Annotated in this window: 20 protein-coding genes; 14 read left to right on the top strand and 6 right to left on the bottom strand. The window is 67.5% G+C overall.

Features of this window, described 5'->3' with window-relative positions; genetic code table 11:
* Positions 1-189: 189 nt before the first annotated feature.
* From L540_RS08225 to L540_RS08215, 3 genes are all read right to left on the bottom strand, one after another.
* Positions 190-756 (bottom strand): fimbrial protein, encoded by a 567-nt coding sequence (locus L540_RS08225; RefSeq protein ID WP_048026181.1) that lies wholly within the window; start codon positions 754-756, stop codon positions 190-192.
* 265 nt (positions 757-1021) lie between these two features.
* Positions 1022-2881 carry a dihydroxy-acid dehydratase gene (gene ilvD, locus L540_RS08220; protein ID WP_043206816.1) on the bottom strand — a complete coding sequence of 620 codons (1860 nt, stop codon included), beginning with the start codon at positions 2879-2881 and terminating at the stop codon, positions 1022-1024.
* 91 nt (positions 2882-2972) lie between these two features.
* Positions 2973-3881 carry a LysR family transcriptional regulator gene (locus L540_RS08215; protein ID WP_043206820.1) on the bottom strand — a complete coding sequence of 303 codons (909 nt, stop codon included), beginning with the start codon at positions 3879-3881 and terminating at the stop codon, positions 2973-2975.
* Between the two features lie 105 nt (positions 3882-3986).
* On the opposite strand from L540_RS08215, the gene L540_RS08210 reads away from it, so the two are divergent.
* Entirely contained in the window at positions 3987-4529 is a 543-nt protein-coding gene (locus L540_RS08210; protein ID WP_043206822.1) for a GNAT family N-acetyltransferase, read from the top strand.
* Positions 4526-5680 carry an MFS transporter gene (locus tag L540_RS08205; protein WP_043206824.1) on the top strand — a complete coding sequence of 385 codons (1155 nt, stop codon included), beginning with the start codon at positions 4526-4528 and terminating at the stop codon, positions 5678-5680. The genes L540_RS08210 and L540_RS08205 overlap by 4 nt, the downstream gene beginning before the upstream one ends.
* Here L540_RS08205 and queC read toward each other — a convergent pair.
* On the bottom strand, positions 5677-6396 hold the full coding sequence (queC, locus tag L540_RS08200) for a 7-cyano-7-deazaguanine synthase QueC (protein WP_043206826.1): 720 nt from the start codon (positions 6394-6396) through the stop codon (positions 5677-5679). The two genes, L540_RS08205 and queC, sit on opposite strands and share 4 nt — an antisense overlap.
* A 143-nt stretch (positions 6397-6539) precedes the next feature.
* Between queC and ppc the strand changes: the two genes are divergently transcribed.
* From ppc to L540_RS08175, 5 genes are all read left to right on the top strand, one after another.
* On the top strand, positions 6540-9386 hold the full coding sequence (ppc, locus tag L540_RS08195) for a phosphoenolpyruvate carboxylase (protein ID WP_043206828.1): 2847 nt from the start codon (positions 6540-6542) through the stop codon (positions 9384-9386).
* Positions 9387-9753: 367 nt separating this feature from the next.
* Entirely contained in the window at positions 9754-12507 is a 2754-nt protein-coding gene (locus tag L540_RS08190; RefSeq protein ID WP_043206830.1) for a S8 family serine peptidase, read from the top strand.
* Between the two features lie 228 nt (positions 12508-12735).
* Entirely contained in the window at positions 12736-13668 is a 933-nt protein-coding gene (locus L540_RS08185) for a 3-hydroxyacyl-CoA dehydrogenase family protein (RefSeq protein WP_043206832.1), read from the top strand.
* Positions 13669-13761: 93 nt separating this feature from the next.
* A complete protein-coding gene (locus tag L540_RS08180; RefSeq protein ID WP_043206833.1) occupies positions 13762-15102 on the top strand; it encodes a short-chain fatty acid transporter in 1341 nt (446 codons plus the stop codon).
* A 15-nt stretch (positions 15103-15117) separates the two neighbouring features.
* Positions 15118-15843 carry an SDR family NAD(P)-dependent oxidoreductase gene (locus tag L540_RS08175; protein WP_043206836.1) on the top strand — a complete coding sequence of 242 codons (726 nt, stop codon included), beginning with the start codon at positions 15118-15120 and terminating at the stop codon, positions 15841-15843.
* A gap of 38 nt (positions 15844-15881) precedes the next feature.
* Here the strand turns inward: L540_RS08175 and L540_RS08170 are convergent, their stop codons facing one another.
* A complete protein-coding gene (locus L540_RS08170) occupies positions 15882-16667 on the bottom strand; it encodes an IclR family transcriptional regulator (protein WP_043206837.1) in 786 nt (261 codons plus the stop codon).
* Between the two features lie 136 nt (positions 16668-16803).
* Here L540_RS08170 and L540_RS08165 point away from each other — a divergent pair, with 136 nt between their 5' ends.
* From L540_RS08165 to L540_RS08140, 6 genes are all read left to right on the top strand, one after another.
* Positions 16804-17487 (top strand): 3-oxoacid CoA-transferase subunit A, encoded by a 684-nt coding sequence (locus L540_RS08165; RefSeq protein ID WP_043206839.1) that lies wholly within the window; start codon positions 16804-16806, stop codon positions 17485-17487.
* 2 nt (positions 17488-17489) lie between these two features.
* On the top strand, positions 17490-18134 hold the full coding sequence (locus L540_RS08160) for a 3-oxoacid CoA-transferase subunit B (protein ID WP_043206842.1): 645 nt from the start codon (positions 17490-17492) through the stop codon (positions 18132-18134).
* Between the two features lie 74 nt (positions 18135-18208).
* Complete coding sequence (catC, locus tag L540_RS08155; RefSeq protein ID WP_029577992.1) at positions 18209-18484, top strand: muconolactone Delta-isomerase; 276 nt, start codon at positions 18209-18211, stop codon at positions 18482-18484.
* 14 nt (positions 18485-18498) lie between these two features.
* Entirely contained in the window at positions 18499-18795 is a 297-nt protein-coding gene (locus L540_RS08150) for a YciI family protein (protein ID WP_043206844.1), read from the top strand.
* A 35-nt stretch (positions 18796-18830) separates the two neighbouring features.
* Positions 18831-19610 carry a 3-oxoadipate enol-lactonase gene (gene pcaD / locus L540_RS08145; protein ID WP_043206846.1) on the top strand — a complete coding sequence of 260 codons (780 nt, stop codon included), beginning with the start codon at positions 18831-18833 and terminating at the stop codon, positions 19608-19610.
* A 3-nt stretch (positions 19611-19613) separates the two neighbouring features.
* Complete coding sequence (locus tag L540_RS08140) at positions 19614-20654, top strand: cyclase family protein (protein WP_043206848.1); 1041 nt, start codon at positions 19614-19616, stop codon at positions 20652-20654.
* Positions 20655-20738: 84 nt separating this feature from the next.
* On the opposite strand, the gene L540_RS08135 is transcribed toward L540_RS08140, so the two are convergent.
* Positions 20739-21077: a PsiF family protein gene (locus L540_RS08135; RefSeq protein ID WP_043206851.1), complete on the bottom strand. Its 339-nt coding sequence runs from the start codon at positions 21075-21077 to the stop codon at positions 20739-20741.
* Positions 21078-21304: 227 nt separating this feature from the next.
* On the opposite strand from L540_RS08135, the gene L540_RS08130 reads away from it, so the two are divergent.
* The gene (locus L540_RS08130; protein ID WP_043206853.1) at positions 21305-21646 is read left to right on the top strand and encodes an FxLYD domain-containing protein; all 342 of its coding nucleotides are present in this window, start codon (positions 21305-21307) and stop codon (positions 21644-21646) included.
* Positions 21647-21667 lie beyond the last annotated feature (21 nt).

Genomic DNA, 21667 nt, shown 5'->3' with positions numbered 1-21667 from the left:
GCGGATTGCGGATTGCGGATTGCGGATTGCGGATTGCGGATTGCGGATTGCGGATCATGCTTTGTTTTACCTGGAACAGTTTTCGGGGGAGCATCCTGGACAAGCCGTCATCCTAGGCAAGCGCGCCGTACGTTGTTTCCGAGTCTCCGGCGCCCTGCCCTTGGCCCAGGCAGGCAGAATCAGACCCTCTCAGGGATAAACGATGCTGTACTGCACATAGGTCACCAGCTTGCCGGCCTTGATACCGCCTGCGCCGCTCTTGATGTACCGCGCCAGATAGCGCAAGGTGGCCTGCTTGCTGCCGCCATTGGCGGTCAGCGTCGCCGCCTGGGCCTGCTGGTGCTGCACGTCCGTGCCCAGCTTGATGGCGTTGCCATTGAGATTGACCAGCTGGATCTGCACGTTGTCGAACACGGCGGCGGCCGGTGAAGGGATCGCCGCCACCGCCGCGGCGACTGGCGCCGCGGTCGTATAGGCGATCAGATTGCCCGTGCCATAGTCCGTGCTCGATCCCGGCTCGAAATAGGCTTTGACGTCGCCGGACAGCGTCGATGGGCAATCGGTGAGCTTGATCGTGAAAGGCGTGGCGCCGGCCGTGCTGTTGACGTCTTTCAGGGCCTTGGTGCCGATCTTGGGCAGGTTGACCAGCAAGTTGTAGGGCGGGTCCTGGCCCTCGATCTTGCAGGTCTGGTCGGTGATCTCGCCATTGATGGTGATGGTGCCATCGACGGCATGGGCCGGCGGCACGCTCATCATGCTCGCCACGGCCAGCGAAGCCGTGGCGATCTTTACGCACTCAATTGCGGGTTGCGGGTTGCGGGTTGCGGGTTGCGGGTTGCGGCATGGCTTGCCTGTCGAGTTCAACAACGATGGAGCGCATTCTAGTCAGGCCGGGCCGTACGATGCATCGGAGTTTGAGGGCGGGATTTGCCGCGCAGGGCGGCGGCGCATCGCCGCAATAAGACGCCGGAAAACAGAACAGCCCGCTTGCGCGGGCTGTTCTGTTTAGAACGTAGACGGATCAGCGCTTGAGCTGGGACAGGTCACGCACCGCGCCGCGATCGGCCGAGGTGGCCAGCGCGGCATAGGCCTGCAGGGCCTGCGAGACCACGCGCTGGCGGTCCACCGGCTTCCAGGCCTGTTCGCCACGGGCGTCCATGGCCGCGCGGCGGCGGGCGAGTTCATTGTCCTCGACCGCCAGGTGGATGCGGCGGTTGGGGATGTCGATCTCGATCACATCGCCGTCCTCGACCAGGCCGATGGCGCCGCCCTCGGCGGCTTCCGGCGAGGCGTGGCCGATGACCAGGCCCGACGAACCGCCCGAGAAACGGCCATCGGTGAACAACGCGCAAGTCTTGCCCAGGCCCTTGGACTTCAGATAGGAAGTCGGGTAGAGCATTTCCTGCATGCCGGGGCCGCCCTTGGGGCCTTCGTAGCGGATGATGACGACATCGCCATCGACGACCTTGTCGCCCAGGATGCCTTCGACGGCGTCTTCCTGGCTTTCGAAGACGCGCGCGCGGCCGGTGAACACCCACTGCGACTCGTCCACGCCGGCCGTCTTCACGATGCAGCCCTTCTCGGCCAGGTTGCCGTACAGCACGGCCAGGCCGCCATCCTTGGAATAGGCGTTGTCCTTGCTGCGGATGCAGCCGGTCTTGCGATCCATGTCCAGCGTCAGGAAAGTCTTGTCCTGGCTGAAGGCGACCGTGGTCGGCACGCCGCCGGGCGCGGCGCGGTAGAACTTCTGGGCCGCTTCGCCGGCGCCGCCCGCCACGTCCCATTGCGCGATCGCCTTGCCCAGCGTGCCGCTGTGCACGTTGCCGCAGGACAGGTCGAGCAGATCGGCGCGCGCCAGCTCGCCCAGGATGCCCAGGATGCCGCCGGCGCGGTGCACGTCTTCGATGTGATATTTGTCGGTCGCCGGCGCGGCCTTGCACAGGCAGGGCACTTTGCGCGAGATGCGGTCGATATCGGCCATGGTGAAATCCACGCCGGCTTCCTGGGCCGCGGCCAGCAGGTGCAGCACGGTATTGGTGGAGCCGCCCATGGCGACGTCCAGCGACATGGCGTTTTCGAAAGCGGCCTTGGTGGCGATGCTGCGCGGCAGGACCGAGCTGTCTTCCTGTTCGTAGTAGCGGCGGCACAGGTCGACGACCAGGCGGCCCGCCTGCTCGAACAGGCCCCGGCGCCAGGCGTGCGTGGCGACGATGGTGCCGTTGCCCGGCAGCGCCAGGCCGATGGCCTCGGTCAGACAGTTCATGGAGTTGGCCGTGAACATGCCGGAACAGGAGCCGCAGGTCGGGCAGGCGCTGCGTTCGACCTGTTCGGCCTCGGCATCGCTCACCTTGGGATCGGCGGCCTTGATCATGGCGTCGACCAGGTCCAGCTTGGCGATGACCTTGCCGTCGGTGGGCGAGATCACCTTGCCGGCCTCCATCGGGCCGCCCGAGACAAAGACCACGGGGATGTTCAGGCGCATGGCGGCCATCAGCATGCCCGGGGTGATCTTGTCGCAGTTGGAGATACACACCATGGCGTCGGCGCAATGCGCATTGACCATGTATTCGACCGAGTCGGCGATCAGTTCGCGCGAGGGCAGCGAATACAGCATGCCGCCGTGGCCCATGGCGATGCCGTCATCCACGGCGATGGTATTGAACTCCTTGGCCACGCCGCCGGCCGCCTCGATCTGGCCGGCCACCAGGGCGCCCAGATCCTTCAGGTGCACGTGGCCGGGCACGAATTGCGTAAAGGAATTGACCACCGCGATGATGGGCTTGCCGAAGTCGCCGTCCTTCATGCCGGTGGCGCGCCAGAGCGCGCGCGCGCCGGCCATGTTGCGGCCGTGGGTGGAGGTGCGTGAACGGTAGTGCGGCATGATCCTTCTCGGGCGATGGTGTCAGCAAAGACATAAATATTACGCTGTATCGGGCCGGGACGCCCCGGGCAAGCGCGATGCGGCGCATCAATCAGGGTTTGTCCCCCGGCAGTTTCAGGCCTAGCAGGCCATCGAGCACCTGGCGCAGGCCGCGGCTGACGGGCTTGTCGCGCCGCGTCACCACGGCCAGCTCGCGGCCCAGCCGCGGCGTGAGCGAGCGCGTGACCAGCCCGGCGCGCGCGCCCGCCCCGGAGACGGCCAGGCGCGGCAGCACCGCGCAGCCCAGGCCGGCGCCCACGATCTCCTTCATGGCCTCGGTGCTGCCCAGCTCCATCGTGGGCCGCAGGGCCAGGCCGGCGGCGCCGAACCAGTCATCGACCAGCGCGCGCGTCTGCGCGCCCGGCTCGAACAACACGACCTGCCGATCCATCAGCAGCTGCGGCGTGATGCGGCTGGGCGGCGCCGGCGCGCCGGCCGGAAAAATGGCGACAAACTCATCCTCAAGAACCGGCGTGGCCAGGACTCTGCGCGCGCGGATGGGCATGGTCAGCAAGCCCACGTCCAGGCGATTGTCTTCGATGTCGCGCAGCAGATCGGCCGTATTGCCCACCCGGACCACCACATCCAGGTCCGGGAACTGCTGGCGCAACCGGGCCAGCAGCGGCGGCAGCAGATAGGTGCAGGCCGTGGCCCCCGTGCCCAGCCGCACCCGGCCCGAGACCCCGGCGGCCAGGGACTGCATGGCCAAGTCCGCATCCTCCACCGCTGCCAGGATGCCGCGCAGATGGCCGGCCAGCTCCTGGCCGGCGGCGGTGGCGCTGGCCTTGCGGCCCATGCGCTCGATCAGGCGCAGCCCATAGCGGCGCTCCAGCTGGCGCACCTGCTGGCTGACCGCGGGCTGGGACAGGCCATGGCGCTCGGCGGCCAGCGAAAAGCTGCCCAGCTCCATGACATCGAGCAGCACGCGCAAATGATCGAGGTTGAGACCGGCGGTTTTCATCTAATCAAGAAGATTTTCTTATGCTAATGATAATTCTAAAAATCTTCCCTTATCCATAGCGCAAGCGCACACTAGGCGCTGTTCCGTGGTTTTTCTTTTTCCCTCATGAGCCCGAGCTTGAGCCCCACCATCCTGATCCGCGCCAGCGCCGAGAACGATCTCAACGCGATCCAGACCATCTATGCCCACCATGTGCTGCACGGCACCGCGTCGTTCGAGCTGGAGCCCCCCTCGGTCGACGACATCCGCCAGCGCCGCGCCGCCGTGCTGGAGCGCGGCCTGCCCTATCTGGTGGCCGAATGCGGCGGCGAGATCGTGGGCTATGCCTATGCCACGCTCTATCGGCCCCGGCCCGCCTATCGCCACACCTGCGAAGACTCCATCTATGTGCGCAATGGCCGCCACGGCCTGGGCATAGGGCGCAAGCTGCTGGACGCGCTCATCGACCAGTGCGCCGCCGCCGGCTGGCGCCAGATGCTGGCCGTCATCGGCGACAGCAACCCGGCCTCCATGGCCCTGCATGCCCGCTGCGGCTTCCATGCCGCCGGCACGCTGCGCGCCGTGGGCTTCAAGCATGGCCAATGGCGCGACACGGCCCTGATGCAGCGCGCGCTGGGAGAAGGCGACCGCACGCCGCCGCGGCCGTGATCCCGGCCCGCACCGTCATCGGCCTGGGTCTGTCGCAGTTGATCGGCTGGGGCGTGTCTTTCTACTTGATCGGCAACTTCGGCCAGCCCATGCGCCAGGAGCTGGGCTGGAGCGCCGCGCTTATCTACGCCGGCATGTCCTGGGCCATCGTATGCATGGCGCTGAGTTCCTCGCTGGCCGGCCGCGCCATCGACCGCTGGGGCGGCCGGCGCGTGATGCCGGCCGGCGCCGTGCTGATGGCGCTGGGCTGCCTGAACCTGGCGCTGACGCACCAGGCCTGGCACTACTTCCTGTCCTGGACCCTGCTGGGCCTGGGCATGCGGCTGGCGCTCTACGACGCCGCCTTCGCCGCCCTGGCCCATGCGGCCGGCCCCGGCGCCCGGCTGGCCATGTCGCAGATCACGCTGTTCGGCGGCCTGGCCTCGACGGTGATGTGGCCGGCCGGCCAGGCCATGGCGGCGCTATGGGGCTGGCGCGGCGCGCTCCTGGCCTATGCGGCGCTGGCCCTGGCCTTGATCCCGCTGCATCGGACGCTGCCAAGCGAGCGCGCCGCCCCGCCGGCGGGCGGCCCGGCCACGGCGCAGGCCGCCAGCGGCGGCTGGGCCGACCAGCTGCTCTACATGGTGGTGGTGATGCTCACCAGCTTTCTGGCCTCGGGTAATGCCACGCATCTGATCGCCCTGCTGCAAGGTCTGGGGCTGGCGGCCCAGGCCGCGGTGGGCGTGGCCGCCCTGTGGGGCGTGGGCCAGGTGGGCGCGCGCCTGCTGGAGCTGGTCTTTGGCGCACGCCTGCATCCGGTCAGCCTGAATCTCTTGACCGCCGCCGCCTTGCCCCTGGCGCTGGCGGCCGGCCTGGCCGCGGCCGATCCGCGCCTGGCCGCGCTCTATGCCCTGGGATATGGCGCCTGCAACGGCCTGTTGACCATCACGCGCGGCACGCTGGCGCTGACGCTGTTCGACCGCCGCCACTATGGCCGCGTCGTCGGCCGGCTGCTGGTGCCGGGCTTTCTGTTGAGCGCGGCCGCGCCGTCTGTCTATGCCTATTGGATCGATACCGCCGGCCCACGCTTTGCCATGGGCATGTCGGTCGCGGCGGCCTGCGCCATCCTCCTCGCATCGGCGGCGCTGGCCTGGCGCCACCGGCCGGTCTAGCCCTCGGCCTCGGCGCGGGCCACCCAGCGCAGCCAGCCGGCCTTGCGCAGGCTGCAGGCCGGGCATTCGCCACAGCCATAACCCCAATCGTGACGCTGGCCGCGTTCGCCCAGATAACAGGTGTGGCTTTCCTCGACGATGGTCTGGACGAGTTCGGGCCCGCCCAGGCTGTCGGCCAGGGCCCAGGTGTCCGCCTTGTCCAGCCACATCAGCGGCGTCTCGATGGTCAGTCGCGCGCCCAGGCCGAGACTGAGGGCGACCTGCTGCGCCTTGATGGTGTCATCGCGGCAATCGGGATAGCCCGAAAAATCGGTCTCGCACATGCCGCCCACCAGCACATCGAGCTGGCGGCGGTAGCCCAGCGCCGCGGCCAGCGTCAAGAACAGCAGGTTGCGCCCCGGCACGAAAGTATTGGGCAGGCCATTGGCCTGCATCTCGATGGCGCGCTCGCTGGTCATGGCGGTGTCGCCCACCTGGCCCAGCACCTTCAGGTCCAGCAGATGGTCTTCGCCCAGGCGCGCGGCCCAATCCGGAAACTGGCCGCGAATCGCGCGCAGCACGTTCAGCCGCGCGTCCAGCTCGATGCGATGACGCTGGCCGTAGTCGAAAGCCACGGTCTCGACATGGGCGTAGCGGTCCAGGGCCCAGGCCAGGCAAGTGGTGGAGTCCTGGCCGCCGGAGAAAAGGACCAGGGCGCGTCGTTGATGATTTTGCATAGCGGGAAGGCCAAAAGAGTGCGTGCCAGCCGCCAATGTAACGCAGGCGGCGGCGTAAGAAAGCCTGCGTAAAATTTGAGCGTCCCGATTTCCGCATTGCTCCATCGCCACGACATCCCTCTCCTTCTTTTACGGAACGCCTGATGAACGCTACACGCGCGCAGTCTGAATTGGCCGAGCCCCTACGCAATGACATCCGCCTTCTCGGGCGCTATCTTGGCGACGTGATCCAGGCCTGCGAAGGAAAGCGGGTTTTCGACACCATCGAGACACTGCGCCGCAGCGCGGTGCGCTTTCGCCGCGAAGGGCGGGAAGCCGACGGGCAGCTGATGCAGCAGCTGGTCAAGCAGCTGCGCTCGGACGACCCCAATCTGGTCGCGCGCGCCTTCAGCTACTTTCTGCACCTGTTCAACATCGCCGAAGACCGCGACCAGAACCGCCGCCAGCGCGCCCGCGCGCTGGCCGATGCGGCGCCGGCGCCGGGCACCCTGCGCCAGGCCGTGCAGCTGCTGCACGCGCAAGGCGTCTCGGCCCAGCGCATCCGCCGCCTGATCGGCGAGGCCTGCGTCATGCCGGTGCTGACGGCCCACCCCACCGAGGTCCAGCGCAAGAGCACGCTGGATGCGCATCGCGAGATCGCCACGCTGATCGCGCAGCGCGACCAGCCCCTTACCAGCGATGAAAGCGCCGAACTGGACAGCGCCCTGCTGGGCCGCGTGGACACGCTGTGGCAGACGCGCATGCTGCGCAACACCCGCCTGACCGTGGCCGACGAAATCGAGAATGCGCTGAGCTATTACCGCAGCACCTTTCTGTCGGCCATTCCGCGGCTGTACGGCGACCTGTCCAAGCTGCTCAGCCCCGAGGCGGCCAACCCCTTCGCCGCGCCGCCCCCGCCGCTGGAGCCTTTTCTGCGCATGGGCAGCTGGATAGGCGGCGACCGCGACGGCAATCCCAATGTGGACGCCGGCACGCTGGAGCTGGCCCTGCTGCGCCAGGCCACGGTGGTGTTCGAGCACTATCTGAATGAAGTCCACGCGCTGGGCGCGGAAATCTCCGTCACGACCCTCTTGAGCGACGCCAGCGAAGCGCTGCGGCAGCTGGCCGACGCCGGCGGCGACACCTCGCCGCACCGCCGCGACGAGCCCTACCGCCGCGCCTTGATCGGCGTCTATGCGCGCCTGGCCGCCACCGCGCGCGCCCTGACCGGACGCGAGCTGGCGCTGCGCAGCACCGTGCCGGCCGAACCCTATCCGCACCCCCAGGCCCTGGCGCAGGACCTCGCCGTGATCGCCGAATCGCTGACCCGGCACCACGGCGCGCCCATCGCCAGGCTGCGCCTGGCCGGCCTGCAGCAAGCCGTCGAGGTGTTCGGCTTCCATCTGGCCACGCTGGACCTGCGCCAAAGCTCCGATGTGCACGAGCGCGTGCTGACCGAGCTGTTCGCCCGCGCCAGCCAGGACGGCCGTCCACTGCGCTATGACCTGATGGACGAAGCGGCCCGCGTGCAATTGCTGCGCGCCGAACTGGCCACGGCCCGCCCGCTGGCTTCGCCCTGGATTGTCTACAGCGAGGACACCACGCGCGAATTGGCCGTCCTGCGCGCGGCCGCCGCGGCCCGCGCGCGCTACGGCCGCGCCGCCGTGCGCCAGACCATCGTGTCGCACACCGAAACCCTCAGCGACCTGCTGGAAGTGCTGGTGCTGCAAAAAGAAACCGGCCTCATCGCGCCGGCCGGCGCCGCCCCCGGTGCCGAGGATGGCCTGATGGTCGTGCCGCTGTTCGAGACCATCCCCGATCTGGAGCGCGGCCCATCCATCATGGCCGCCTGGCTGGACCTTCCCGAAGTGCGCGAGCGCGTGCGCCTGGCCCAGGGCGAGAGCCAGGAAGTCATGCTGGGCTATTCGGACAGCAACAAGGACGGCGGCTATCTGACGTCCAACTGGTCGCTCTACCGCGCCGAGCGCGAACTGGTCGAGGTATTCCGCGCCCGCCACGTCAAGCTGCGCCTCTTCCATGGCCGCGGCGGCTCGGTGGGCCGCGGCGGCGGCTCCAGTTTCGACGCCATCCTGGCGCAGCCGCCGGGCACCGTGGCCGGCCAATTGCGCCTGACCGAACAGGGCGAAGTCATCCAGACCAAGTACAAGGACGCCGAGATCGGCCGCTGGCACCTGGAACTGCTGGTCTCGGCCGTGCTGGAGGCCACGCTGGCGCAGCAGCCGGCGGCGGCCCGCCAGGCCGAGGACGCCCACATGGCGCATCATGGCCTGGCCATGGACGCGCTGTCGGCCGGCGCGCGGCGCAGCTATCGCCAGCTGGTCTACGACACCCCGGGCTTTGCCGACTACTTCTTCGCGGCCACGCCCATCAACGAGATTGCCGGCCTGAACATCGGCTCGCGCCCGGCCTCGCGCAAGCAAGGCCAGAAGATCGAAGACCTGCGCGCCATTCCGTGGGGATTTTCATGGGCGCAATGCCGCCTCATGCTCACCGGCTGGTACGGCATGGGATCGGCGCTGCAGGCTTACCTCGAAGACGGGGCCGACGGCGCGCCGCGCGCCAAGCGTTCGCGGCTGTCCCAGTTGCGCGAAATGGCGCGGGACTGGCCGGCCTTCCGCACCCTGCTCTCCAATATGGAGATGGTGCTTGCCAAGTCCGATCTCGCCATCGCGCAGCGCTACGCCATGCTGGTGCCCCAGCGCGGCCTGCGGGAACGCATCTTCGGCGCCATCTCGGACGAACATGCGCGCACTCTGGCCATGCTCAAGCTCATCAACCAGCGCGAGCTCCTGGCCGACAACCCCGCGCTGGCGGCCTCGCTGCGCGAGCGCTTCGCCTATATCGATCCCTTGAACTATCTGCAGATCGATCTCCTGCGCCGCCACCGCGCCAGCCAGAAACGGTCCGACACCACGCCGGATCCGCGCATCACGCCCGCCATTCACCTGACCATCAACGGCATCGCGGCGGGCTTGCGCAACTCCGGATAAGGCGCGAGCGGGGATTAGGCTGATAAGCAGAGCGGCCGGCGCAGGCGGCCGGCCGCTCTGCGCAGAATGGCGGTTGGCTTACCGCTTTTTCAGACTCATCATGCTTATTCCCCCGGTTACCCGGCCGGTGCAGCGCGCCATGCGCTGCACCGGCTTTGTGCTATTCGCCTTGCTGTCAGCCTGCGGAGGCGGCGGCGGGGGCGGCGGTGGTGGTGGTGGGGGTGCTATCGGCGGTGGCGGTGCTATTGGCGGTGGCAGGGGTGGCGTCGCGGGCGGCGGTCAGGCCGCAGCGCCTGGCGCCGTGCCGGCGCCCGCCCCGGCGGTCCCTCCTCCCCGCCCCGCCCCCATCCACCCGCAGTACGCAGCGGTGCCCGCCGTCCTGCCCGAAGTCCAGCAGGCCAACGTGGCGGCCGCGCCCGTTCCCACCGCGGCCTACGCCCGACCTGCTCCCAGCGCCTTCTCCTCCCGGGGCAGTTTCAACGAGACCCATGACCGGATACTCAACACCGTCAATCTCAAGACGGCGCATGACGCCGGCATATTGGGCTCGCGCGTCAAGGTCGCCGTCGTCGACAACGGGGTCAGCCGCAACCACAACCTGCTCGACGTCAACACCCGCCATGGCGGCGACTACAACGCCAACGGGGCGCACACCCCCGCCGATCCCGCGCGGCAGGGCGAGCATGGCAGCTCGGTGGCCCTGGTGCTGGCGGCCCGTTCCAACGCGAGTTTTCGCGGCGGCATCGCGCCCAACGCCGAGCTCTATTCGGCCAATATCGGCACCGCCCACGACTTGGTCTCCGAAACCGCCGCCTTCCATGCCTGGAACGATCTGCTCGGGCAGGGCGTGAAGATCTTCAACAACAGCTTTTCCTCCGACGGCGCCGATGGCGACCAACGTGTCCAAGCTGCACGGGACGAATACCTCCAGGCGGCCGACAAATCCAATACCCATATCGGCAAGCTCGACGCCCTGGTCCGCCGGGGCGCGCTGCTGATCTTCGCCGCGGGCAACGGCAATGCCTTCTCGGGGCGGGCCTATCAAGAAGTGGGCACCTTCGGGCGCAGCCCGCTTACGGAACCCAATCTGCAGAAAGGGTTGCTGGTCGTCACCGCCGTGGACCAGTGGGGCACACTCGAAAGCTGGGCCAACCGCTGCGGCGCGGCCCAACAATGGTGCCTGGCCGCCGGCAGCACCACCTACCTGCCAGGCGTCAAGGCCTATGACGCCTACGTCTTGACGATCCACAAGGGCACCTCGCTGGCCGCGCCCCAGGTCACGGGCGCCGCCGTGCTGGTGCAGCAGCGCTTTCCTTGGATGGACAACGACAATCTGCGCACCACCTTGCTGACCACGGCCAAGGACAAGGGCCGGCCGGGCGTGGACTCCCAATACGGCTGGGGCCTGCTGGACATCGGGCGCGCGATCGAGGGGCCGGCCCAGTTTCCTTTCGGCGACTTCGTCGCCAAGGTAAGCGGCGAATCCGTCTTCGGCAACGACATCTCCGGCACGGGGGGCCTCGCGATCGACGGCCCCGGCAAACTCACCCTGGCCGGCCACAACACCTACTCCGGCCCCACGCGCATCAAGGCCGGCACGCTCGACGTGCTGGGCAGCATCACCTCGGCCACCACGGTGGAGCAGCAGGGCACGCTGGTCGGCACGGGCAGCGTGGGCAGTGTCAGCAACCAGGGCACCGTGGTGATCAAGGAGGCCGGCCTGACCGTCAATGGCAATTTCACCCAGAGCGCCCAGGGCCGTCTGGTGGCCGACATCGGCAGCCTGCTGGCGGTCACGGGCAAGGCCAGCCTGGCCGGCCAGCTCCATATCCAGGGCATACGCCCCGGCTACGTCGTGGCCGAAGGCAGCGTGCACACGCTAGTGCAAGCCGCCGCCATCGAGGGCCGCTTCGACACACTCACGCGATCCCCGGGTCTGCTGCTGCACGCCCAGCTGGATTACCAGCCGCAGGCGGTCGGGCTGGCCGTGCGGCGGGTCGGCTCCGTCCAGGCCGTGGCGGCACGGCTGTTCTCCCGCAGCGCGCCGGTGGCGGCGGCGGCCCAGCAGCTGGACGCCGCCATGGAAGAACTCGACGCCCTGCCCCAGGCCCAACGCGCGGCGTCGGCGCCGGCCGACGCCATCAGCCGTCTCCAGCATGTGCAAAGCCGCAGCGCGCTGCGCGACAGCCTGTACTCGCTGTCGGCCTCCACCTATGCCAACGCCGCCGCGCTCAATACCCTGGGCCAGAACGACTGGATGGATCGCCTGCAGGCCAGCCTGGCGCGCACGCCAGGCCGGGCCATCGCCGAATACCGCCATGGCCGTGTGCACTGGCGGCCCGAAGGGCTGGACGGCAAACAGCATGGCAATGGCCTGCTGATGGGCTTCACCCGGGCCCTGGGGCCTCAACTCACACTGGGCGCCGCGCTCACGCACGACCGCGGCAACTGGCGCGAATCCACGGCCTCCGGCAGCCAGGATCACGCCCGCAGCACCGCGCCGGGCATCATCCTGGGCCTGCGGCGCCAATGGGACGAAGGCGGGTTCGTCCACGCAAGCCTGGGCTACAGCCGCTACCGCAACCGGGTCACGCGCCACATCATGCTGGACGATGTCCGCCAACAGGCCAGCGGATCGGCGCGAGGCGATATCTGGCAGGCCGGCTTGGGCGCGGGCCGCCGCTGGCAGCTAGGCCAGGGTTCGGCGATCACGCCATCGGCCGGCATGCTGCTGACTTATCTGCGCCAGGCCGGCTTCACCGAAGACAATCCTTCCGGCCTGGGCGTGCGCGCCGCCAGTCTGGACCGCGCCGTGCCCACGCTCTGGGCACGCCTCGAAGGCGACCATGCCATCGACGATGCGCTGGCCTTGCAGTGGCGCCTGGCCATGCACCACGACGCCCGCGAACGCCAATACGCCGCGCGCAGCGGCTTTGCCGGCCTGGAGCGCATGCATGGCGTCAGCGGCCACTGGTCCGTGCCGCGCACCCGCGTGTCGGCGCAACTGGGCCTGCAGGCCCAGCTCGCGCCCGGGCTGCAGCTAGGCTTGCGCTACACCGGGCAGGCGGCGGCCCGCTGGCGCGACCATCAGCTCGGCCTTGGGCTCTCCTATCGCTATTGAGGCCCCGCGGGGTGTCCACCACATGGACGCCCCGCAGCTGCGTTTGTCCACCAGCAGCAATTCTTAGTAATATCCATGAAGAAATTCTATATACGCACAAATGTTCGTATATAGAACATAAAGATTTTTCTGGCCACGGCACGGAGAAGCACCCTGGACGAGACGCCGGCGCTGCCCGGGCCGGCCACAGGTGCGAAGCGCCAAGGCCGCTGGTAAGCGAGCTTCTTCATGGATTTCCCCATCCAGAATCTGGCCGTCATCGGCGCAGGCGCCATGGGCAGCGGTATTGCCGCCCTGTTCGCCTCGCAAGGGCTGCCAGTCGTTCTGATCGACCCTGTGGAGGGAGCGCTGGCACGCGCCGCGCAGGTCATTGAACGCCAATTGGGCGTTTATGCCCCCCACGATGTCCCGGCCTGCCTGGCGCGCATCCGGATGTCCCCCGAGCTGCAAGCCGCCGCCGATTGCGATCTGGTGATCGAGGCCGTGCCCGAAAAGCTGGACCTCAAGCGCCATCTGTTTGCCCAGCTCGATCAGCTCTGCAAACCGGCCACCATCTTCGCCACCAATACTTCCGGCCTGTCGATCAATGCCATCGCGCAGGCCGTCACCCGCCGCGACCGTTTCGTGGGCACGCATTTCTTCACGCCGGCCGACGTTATCCCGCTGGTCGAAGTCGTGCGCGGCGACCAGAGCTCCGAGGCCACGGTGGACCTCGTCATGGCCACCCTCAAGGCCGCCGGCAAGCGTCCGGTGCGCGTCAATCGCGACATCCCCGGCTTCATCGCCAACCGCATCCAGCACGCCCTGGCCCGCGAGGCCATTTCGCTGCTGGAAAAAGGCGTCGCCAGCGCCGAGGATATCGACGAAGTCGTCAAATGGAGCCTGGGCATCCGTCTGGCGCTGTCCGGCCCGCTGGAGCAGCGCGACATGAACGGCATCGACGTGCATCACGCCATCGCCAGCTACCTCTACGCCGACCTGGAAAACCGTGAAACGCCGTCCGAGCTGCTCACGCGCAAAGTCCAGAGCGGCGAAATCGGCGCCAAGGCCGGCCAGGGTTTCTATGCCTGGCCGCCCGAACGCCGCGAGCGCGTGCTGCGCGAGAAAAGCGCGGCCCTGGCCGGCCTGGTCCAGTGGCTCAAAACACAAAAACTTGATTGATCCCCAGCCGCCCGCGCCAGAAGCGCGGGCGGCGTCAGCGCGTGCGCAAATATAAACAAGCCATACGCCTTATTGGAGTCTGTAGGAGGCACCATGAATAAACTCGCTTCATTTTTCACGGAGCTGATGCGCAAGTATCTGCCCGATCCCTTCGTCTTCGCGATCGGCCTGACGCTGCTGACGGTCGTGCTGGCCTTTGCCGTCGAAGGCCAGGGCCTGCCCCAGATCACGCGCGAATGGGGCTCGGGATTCTGGAGCCTGCTGGCCTTCACGACCCAGATGGCCGTCATCCTGGCCATGGGCTATGTGCTGGCGACGGCCCCCCTGACCGACCGCCTGCTCGACCGCATCGTCAGCCATGTGCATAACCCGCGCACGGCCATCATCGTGGCCACGCTGGTCGGCGGCATCGGCAGCTATCTGAACTGGGGCTTCGGCCTGGTGATCGGCGGCGTGGTCGCCAAGAAGCTGGCGCTCAAGGTCAAGGGCGTGCACTATCCGCTCATCATCGCCGCCGCCTATAGCGGCTTCACCATGTACGGCCTGGGCCTGTCGGCCAGCATCCCCGTGCTGGTGGCCACCCCGGGGCATCCCACGGCCAAGGCCATGGGCGTCATCCCGCTGTCCGAGACCATCTTCTCGGTGCCCATGCTGCTGACCAGCCTGGTCATCATCATCACCCTGCCGCTGCTCAATGCCTGGCTGCATCCCAAGGCTGGCGACAAGGTCGTCGAAGTCGACCCCGATATCGACAAGGGCAGCGAGAACAACGCCTCGGCCCACAGCATGGGCGTCGAAAACACGCTGGCCAGCCGCCTGAACAACAGCCGTATCCTGAGCCTGCTCATCGGCCTGCTGGGCATCGCCTATGTCGTGTTCTATTTCGCCGACGGCAAGTCGCTGGACCTGAACCTGATCAACTTCATCATTCTGTTCCTGGGCATCATCCTGCTGGGCACGCCGGCGGCCTATGTCGCCAAGCTGAACGAAGGCATCAAGACCATCTCCGGCATCATCCTGCAATACCCCTTCTATGCCGGCATCATGGCCATCATGGCCGGTTCGGGCCTGGTCACCACGATCTCCAAGATCTTCGTGGACGTCGCCACGCCGGCCACCCTGCCCTTCTGGGGCCTGGTGAGCTCCTTCGTCATCAACTTCTTCGCGCCCTCGGCTGGCGGCCACTGGGTCATCCAGGGCCCCTTCATGATCGACGCTGCCAAGGAAATCGGCAGCGCCTTGAACCAGACCACGATGTCCGTCATGCTGGGCAATGCCTGGAACGACCTGGTGCAGCCGTTCTGGATCCTGCCCGCGCTGGCCTTGTCCAAGCTCAAGCTGCGCGACGTGATGGGCTATACCGTCATCATGATGCTCTGGGTGGGCGTGATCCACATCACCGCCGTGCTCGCCTGGGGCTACCTGACCCACTGATTCCGGAGACGCTGCATGAAACCCACCGCCTATCTGGTCACCGGCGCAAGCAATGGCATCGGCGCGGCCATCGCCCGTGCGCTGCTCGACGCCGGCCACACCGTCGTGAACATCGACTACCGGCTGCCCGAGACGCCGCCGGCCGGCCTGGTGTCGTTCCAGGCCGACCTCACCGATGCCGCGCAGACCGAGGCGGTGGCCCGCGAGGTCACCGAACGCTATGCCATCGTGGGCCTGGTCAACAATGCCGGCGCCACGCGGCCCGGCACGGCCGACACGGCCACGCTGGCCGATCTGGACTACGTCGTCTCGCTGCACCTGCGCACGGCCCTCATCCTGATCCAGGCCGCCCTGCCGGCCATGCGTCAGGCGGGCTTCGGCCGCATCGTCAACATGTCTTCGCGCGCCGCGCTGGGCAAGCCTGAGCGCGTGGTCTATTCGGCCACCAAGGCCGGCCTGCTGGGCCTGACGCGCACGCTGGCCATGGAGCTGGGCGGCGACGGCATCACGGTCAACGCCATCGGCCCCGGCCCCATCGCCACCGACCTCTTCATGAAGAGCAACCCCGCCGGCGCGCCGCAGACCCAGCGCATCATCGACAGCATCGTGGTCAAGCGCCTGGGCACGCCCGAGGATGTGGCGCGCGCCGCGATGTTCTTCCTGTCGCCGGACAACGGCTTCGTGACGGGCCAGGTGCTCTATGTGTGCGGCGGCACCACGCTCGGCGTGGCGCCCGTCTGAGGCCGGACATGCGCCCGGCCCGTTCTCCCGCCTGCCGCTCAGCGGCGCAGCAAGGCCTGGTTGATCTGGCCCGCGGCATGACGCAGGCCGGGCAGAAAGGCCTGCAGCATTTCCTCGCGGGAAAAACGGCTGACATGCCCGCTGACATTCATCGCGGCGATCACGCGCCCGCTGCGGTCCATGATGGGCACGGCCACCGACTGCAGGCCGGGCTCCAGCTCCTGGACCACGCAGGCATAGCCGTCGGCGCGCACCCGGGCAAGCTCCTGCTTGAGACGCGCGACATCGGTCAGCGTGGCCGGGGTATAGGCCTGGATGCGGCTATCGGCCAGCAGGCGGTCCTGCTCGGCTTCGGGCAGGCCGGCCAGGAGCACCCGCCCCATGGAGGTCACCCAGGCCGGCAGGCGGCTGCCCACCGCAAGATTGATGCTCATGACCTTGTGCGTGGACAAGCGCAGGATATAGACAATGTCGGCGCCGTCGAGCACCGACACCGAACACGACTCGCGCGTGTTCTCGGCCACTTCTTCCATATAGGGCAGCGCCAGGCTCCACAGCGGCGTGCCCGACAGATAGGCATATCCCAGTTCCAGGATGCGCGGCGTGAGCGAGAAGCGGCGCTCTTCCTGGGCCACGTAACCCAGCTGTACGAGAGTCAAAAGGATGCGGCGGGCCCCGGCGCGCGTCAATCCCGCCACCGCGGCGACCTCCGACAGCGTCATCTGCGCGCGCTCCGGACCAAAAGCCCGGATCACCGCCAGGCCGCGGGCGAAAGACTGCACATAGCTGTCGCTGGGGACTTGGGAATGACCTTCTTCACTCACGCTTGCTTTACCTACCGCAAAAATATGGGGGACCGGCCTTGCCCTGACATGCCCCCCATGAAAGGATGTTCTCCTGAAGAACCTATGTTCTACAGCAGAACAAAATTATCACACGCCACCACTATCGCAGACTCCTATGATTTCTAAGCTCGTACCAAGCGCGGCGGCCGCCCTGGCGGATGTGCCGGACGGCGCCACCATCATGATCGGCGGTTTCGGTACCGCCGGCCAGCCCATGGAACTGATCGATGCCCTGCTCGATCAAGGCGCCAAGGACCTGGTCATCATCAACAACAATGCCGGCAACGGCGAGACGGGCCTGGCCGCGCTGCTGGGCGCCGGCCGCGTGCGCAAGATCATCTGTTCCTTCCCCCGCCAGGTGGATTCGCAGATCTTCGACGGCCTGTACCGCAGCGGCAAGATCGAACTCGAACTGGTGCCCCAAGGCAACCTGGCCGAGCGCATCCGCGCCGCCGGCGCCGGCATCGGCGCCTTCTTCACCCCCACCGGCTACGGCACGCCCCTGGCCGAGGGCAAGGAAACCCGCGAGATCAACGGCCGCCAGTATGTGCTGGAGTACCCGCTGACCGCCGACTACGCCCTGGTCAAGGCCGAGCGCGCCGACCGCTGGGGCAATCTGGTCTACCGCAAGACGGCCCGCAACTTCGGCCCCATCATGGCCAGCGCGGCGCGCGTGGCCGTGGCCCAGGTGCGCGAAGTCGTCGAACTGGGCGACATCGACCCGGAAACCGTCGTCACGCCGGGCATCTTCGTCAAGCGCGTAGTGCAGATCGACGCCCCCCGCGGCGCCAAGGAGTAACAATGAGCGAAAAACTGAGCCGCGACGCCATGGCCGCCCGCGTTGCGCAAGACATCCCCGAAGGCGCCTACGTCAACCTGGGCATCGGCCTGCCCACCCTGGTGGCCAATCACCTGCCGGCCGGCCGCGAGGTCATCCTGCATACCGAGAACGGCATGCTGGGCATGGGCCCGGCCCCCGAGAAGGGCCAGGAAGACTACGACCTCATCAACGCCGGCAAGCAGCCGGTCACCGAACTGCCCGGCTGCTCTTATTTCCACCATGCCGACTCCTTCGGCATGATGCGCGGCGGCCACCTGGACATCTGCGTGCTGGGCGCCTTCCAGGTGTCGCAGCGCGGCGACCTGGCCAACTGGCACACCGGCGCTCCCGACGCCATCCCCGCCGTGGGCGGCGCCATGGATCTGGCTATCGGCGCCAAGCAGGTCTTTGTCATGATGGAATTGCTCACCCGCGACGGCCAGAGCAAACTGGTGCAGGCCTGCAGCTATCCGCTGACCGGCGTGGGCTGCGTCTCGCGCGTCTACACCGACCTGGCCGTCTTCGACATCAACAAAGACGGCGTGACGGTCACCGACCTGTTCGGCGGCATGACGCCCGAGCGCCTGATCGAACTCACCGGCCTGCCGCTGAAGTTCGCCAACTGATTCGCCCGGGGCCCCGCGCGGGCCCCGCACATCGATGCCGGCGGCGCAAGCCGCCGCCAACAAGGAGAGATACCATGCTGTACATGGTCGAAATGCAAGTGAACCTGCCGCCCGACATGCCCGCCGACAAGGCCGACAAACTGAAGGCCGACGAAAAAGCCCTGGCCCAGAAGCTGCAGCACGAAGGCAAGTGGCAAAGCCTGTGGCGCGTGGTCGGCCGCTACGCCAACGTCAGCATCTTCAACGTCGACAGCCACGACGAACTGCACCAGCTGCTGTCCTCGCTGCCGCTTTTCCCCTATATGGATATCCGCGTCACCGCGCTGGCGCGCCACCCCTCGGCCATCTGATCCCGGAGCCGCTCATGCCCTACATCATCGAGACCTTCGACAAGCCCGGCAGCCTGGCCTTGCGCCAGGCCACCCGGAACGAGCATCTCGCCTTCCTGGACGCCAACAAGCACCTGCTGCTGGCCTGCGGCGCCAAACTGCATGATGACGGCACGGATATCGGCGGCGGCCTCTATGTTGTCGACGTCGATACCCGTGAAGAGGCCGAGCGGCTGATCCAGGCCGATCCCTTCTACAAGGCCGAGCTGTTCGAGCGCGTGTCGATCACGCGCTGGCGCAAAGCCTATGTAGACGGCAAAAGCTATCTTTGATGTTGTGAACCGGCGCGCCGCGCCAAGGAATTTCCATGCCCTACGCCGATCTCAGCCAGGCTCGCCTGTACTACGTCGTCGACGGTCCCGCCGACGCCCCCGCCCTGGTCCTGTCCAACTCCCTGGGCACCAATGCCGATATGTGGGCGCGCCAGGTGCCGGCCCTGGCCAAGCACTTTCGCGTCGTGCGCTACGACACCCGCGGCCACGGCCGGTCGTCCGTGCCGGACGGCGAATACCGTTTTGAGCAACTGGCCGGCGATGTGGTCGAACTGCTGGATCACCTGGGCATCGCCCGCGCCCATTTCTGCGGCCTGTCCATGGGCGGCCCCACCGGCCTGACCCTGGCGCTGGACCACGCCAGCCGCATCGACCGCCTGGTCCTGTGCAACACCGCCGCCCGCATCGGCAGCGCGCAAGGCTGGACCGACCGCATCGCCGCGGTGCAGAAACAAACCCTGTCCGCCATGGCGCCCGCGCTGGTCGAGCGCTGGCTGACCGAAGGTTATCGCCAGCGCGAACCGGGTCTGTCGCAAGTGCTGGTGGATATGCTGCGCCGCACGCCCGATGCCGGCTACAACGGCAATTGCGCGGCGCTGCGCGACGCCGACCTGCGCGCGCGCCTGGGCGAGATCCGCGCCCGCACCCTGGTCATCGCCGGCACCCATGACCTGGCCGCCACGCCGGCCGACGGCCGCTACCTGGCCGAGCACATCGCCGGGGCGCGCTATGTCGAACTCAACACCTCGCATATTTCCAACTGGGAAGATCCCGAGACCTTCACCCGCGAGGTCCTGGCCTTCCTGACGGAGTAAGCCATGCAACGCTGGAAACAACGGCCTGCCGGATCGAACTGGGGCGACTACGGCCCGGACGACCAGCTTGGCCGCCTGAACCTCATCACCGAGGAGCAGGTGCTCAAGGCGGCCCGTGAAATCCGCGCCGGCAAGACCTTCTGCCTGTCGCTGCCGCTGGACCTGCCCGGCGGCAACGTGCTCAATCCACGGCGCCACCCGCCGCAACTCAGCCCGACGCGGCTCAACGACACGCCTTACGTCAATTTCCCGCTGCGTGCCCTCAATCCCGACGCGGTCGACGTCCTGAGCGACGACCAGGTGCTGCTGTCCATGCAGTACTCCACGCAATGGGACTCGCTGGCCCATGTGGGCGCGCTGTTCGACGCCGACGGCGATGGCCGCGACGAGCTGGTCTACTACAACGGCTTTCGCGCCGGCGTGGACGTCATCGGCCCGGTCGATGGCGACCATACCGGTTGCGGCTGCAACAGCGGCGGGCCCTCGGCCGCGCTGAAGATAGGCGTGGAAAACCTGGCCGAAAAAGGTATGCAGGGCCGTGGCGTGCTGGTGGACCTGGCGCGCGAATTCGGCACCGGCCGCACCCTCATCGGCGCGGCCGAGCTGCGGCAGGCCATGAAAGCGCAGAACGTCGACATCGAATCCGGCGACATGCTGGTGCTGCGCACCGGCTACGCCGAAGCCGTGGTGCAGATGCAGGGCAAGCCCGACGCCGATGTCCTGCACCAGTACGGCGCGGCGCTCGATGGCACCGACGAAGCGCTGCTGTCGTGGATCAGCGATAGCGGCATCGCGGCCATCTGCGCCGACAACTACGCGGTCGAAGCCTATCCGGCCCGCGACCGCCAGGGCCGGCGCGCCATGCTGCCCCTGCACCACCATTGCCTGTTCAAGCTGGGCCTGCCGCTGGCCGAGCTCTGGTACTTGAAAGACCTCGCGCAATGGCTGCAGGCCCATGGCCGCAACCGTTTCATGTTGACCGCGCCGCCCCTGCGCCTGCCGCATGCGATCGGCTCGCCGGTCACGCCCATTGCCACCGTGTAGGCAGCGGGAAGCCTGCCGCCCGGCAATGAAAAAGGCCTTGTCCGTGGACAAGGCCTTTGCTTTTATCGGGAGCCCCGCTGGGCGTCATCCCCCTTTCAGGCAGTTGCTCATGAAGGTCTTGCGCTTGTCGCCCGCCAAGGACTGGGCGCCAGCCTTGGCGTTGCAGTCCTTCATGCGCTGCTGCTGCGGCGTCAATTGCTTGGCGGGCGCTTCGCCACGGAGACAGCTGCTCATGTAGGCTTTGCGGTCATCGCCCTTTTTGCCTTCGGCGGACCGGTTGCATGCCGCCATCCGCTCTTGCTGTGGCGTCATCTGCTTGGCGCTGGGCGTGGCGGCGGGCGCGGCAGTCTGGGCGGCCACCGGACCGCTGGCCAGAAGAGCCAGGCACAGGCCGGCAACCATGCTGGACTTACGGAAAACCATGCTTTCCTCCCCTGCCCCCGGGACCGCGCGACCTGCGCGGCAAGGCCGGAAGCGGACAATGCCGGGACGGTCCCCGGTATGGGCGAGTTTCGATCAAAGCCCTGCCGCTGGCAAGCCTGCGCCCATGCCTGACGAGAATGGTTACGAACTGCACCGTGTTCGACGTTTTCGCCGGGCCGGGCCGGCGACATAATGGCGGCACTGCCTCCCGGCCTTCGGAATGCGCCATGAATCTGTTCAAGCATGTATTCGCCGCCGTCCTGCTGTGCCTGTCCGCCCACGCCGCGGCGCAAAGCCTGCCCCACGGGGTCACATTGGGCAATCTGCAGGCCACGCGCGACAACATCGCCGGCCAGACGGTGATCACGGGGACATATGGAAACCAGGGACAGACCCGCATCATCCAACCCTCCGTCACCTTCGCGCTATTTGACGCCAACGGCAAGGAAATCGGCCGTATCTCCTCGCAATCGCCCATTCCGCTGGATCCGGGCGACCTCTGGCACATCCGGGCCAGCACGCCCATGACCTTCCAGCGCTTTACGGCGGTCGAGGTGCGCGCCGACTGAGCCGGCGGCCCGGCCTGTTTT

The sequence above is a fragment of the Bordetella pseudohinzii genome (assembly GCF_000657795.2).
GTDB lineage: Bacteria > Pseudomonadota > Gammaproteobacteria > Burkholderiales > Burkholderiaceae_B > Bordetella > Bordetella pseudohinzii.
The sequence above is the reverse complement of the archived record's forward strand: the minus strand, read 5'-3'. Positions and strand labels throughout refer to the sequence as shown.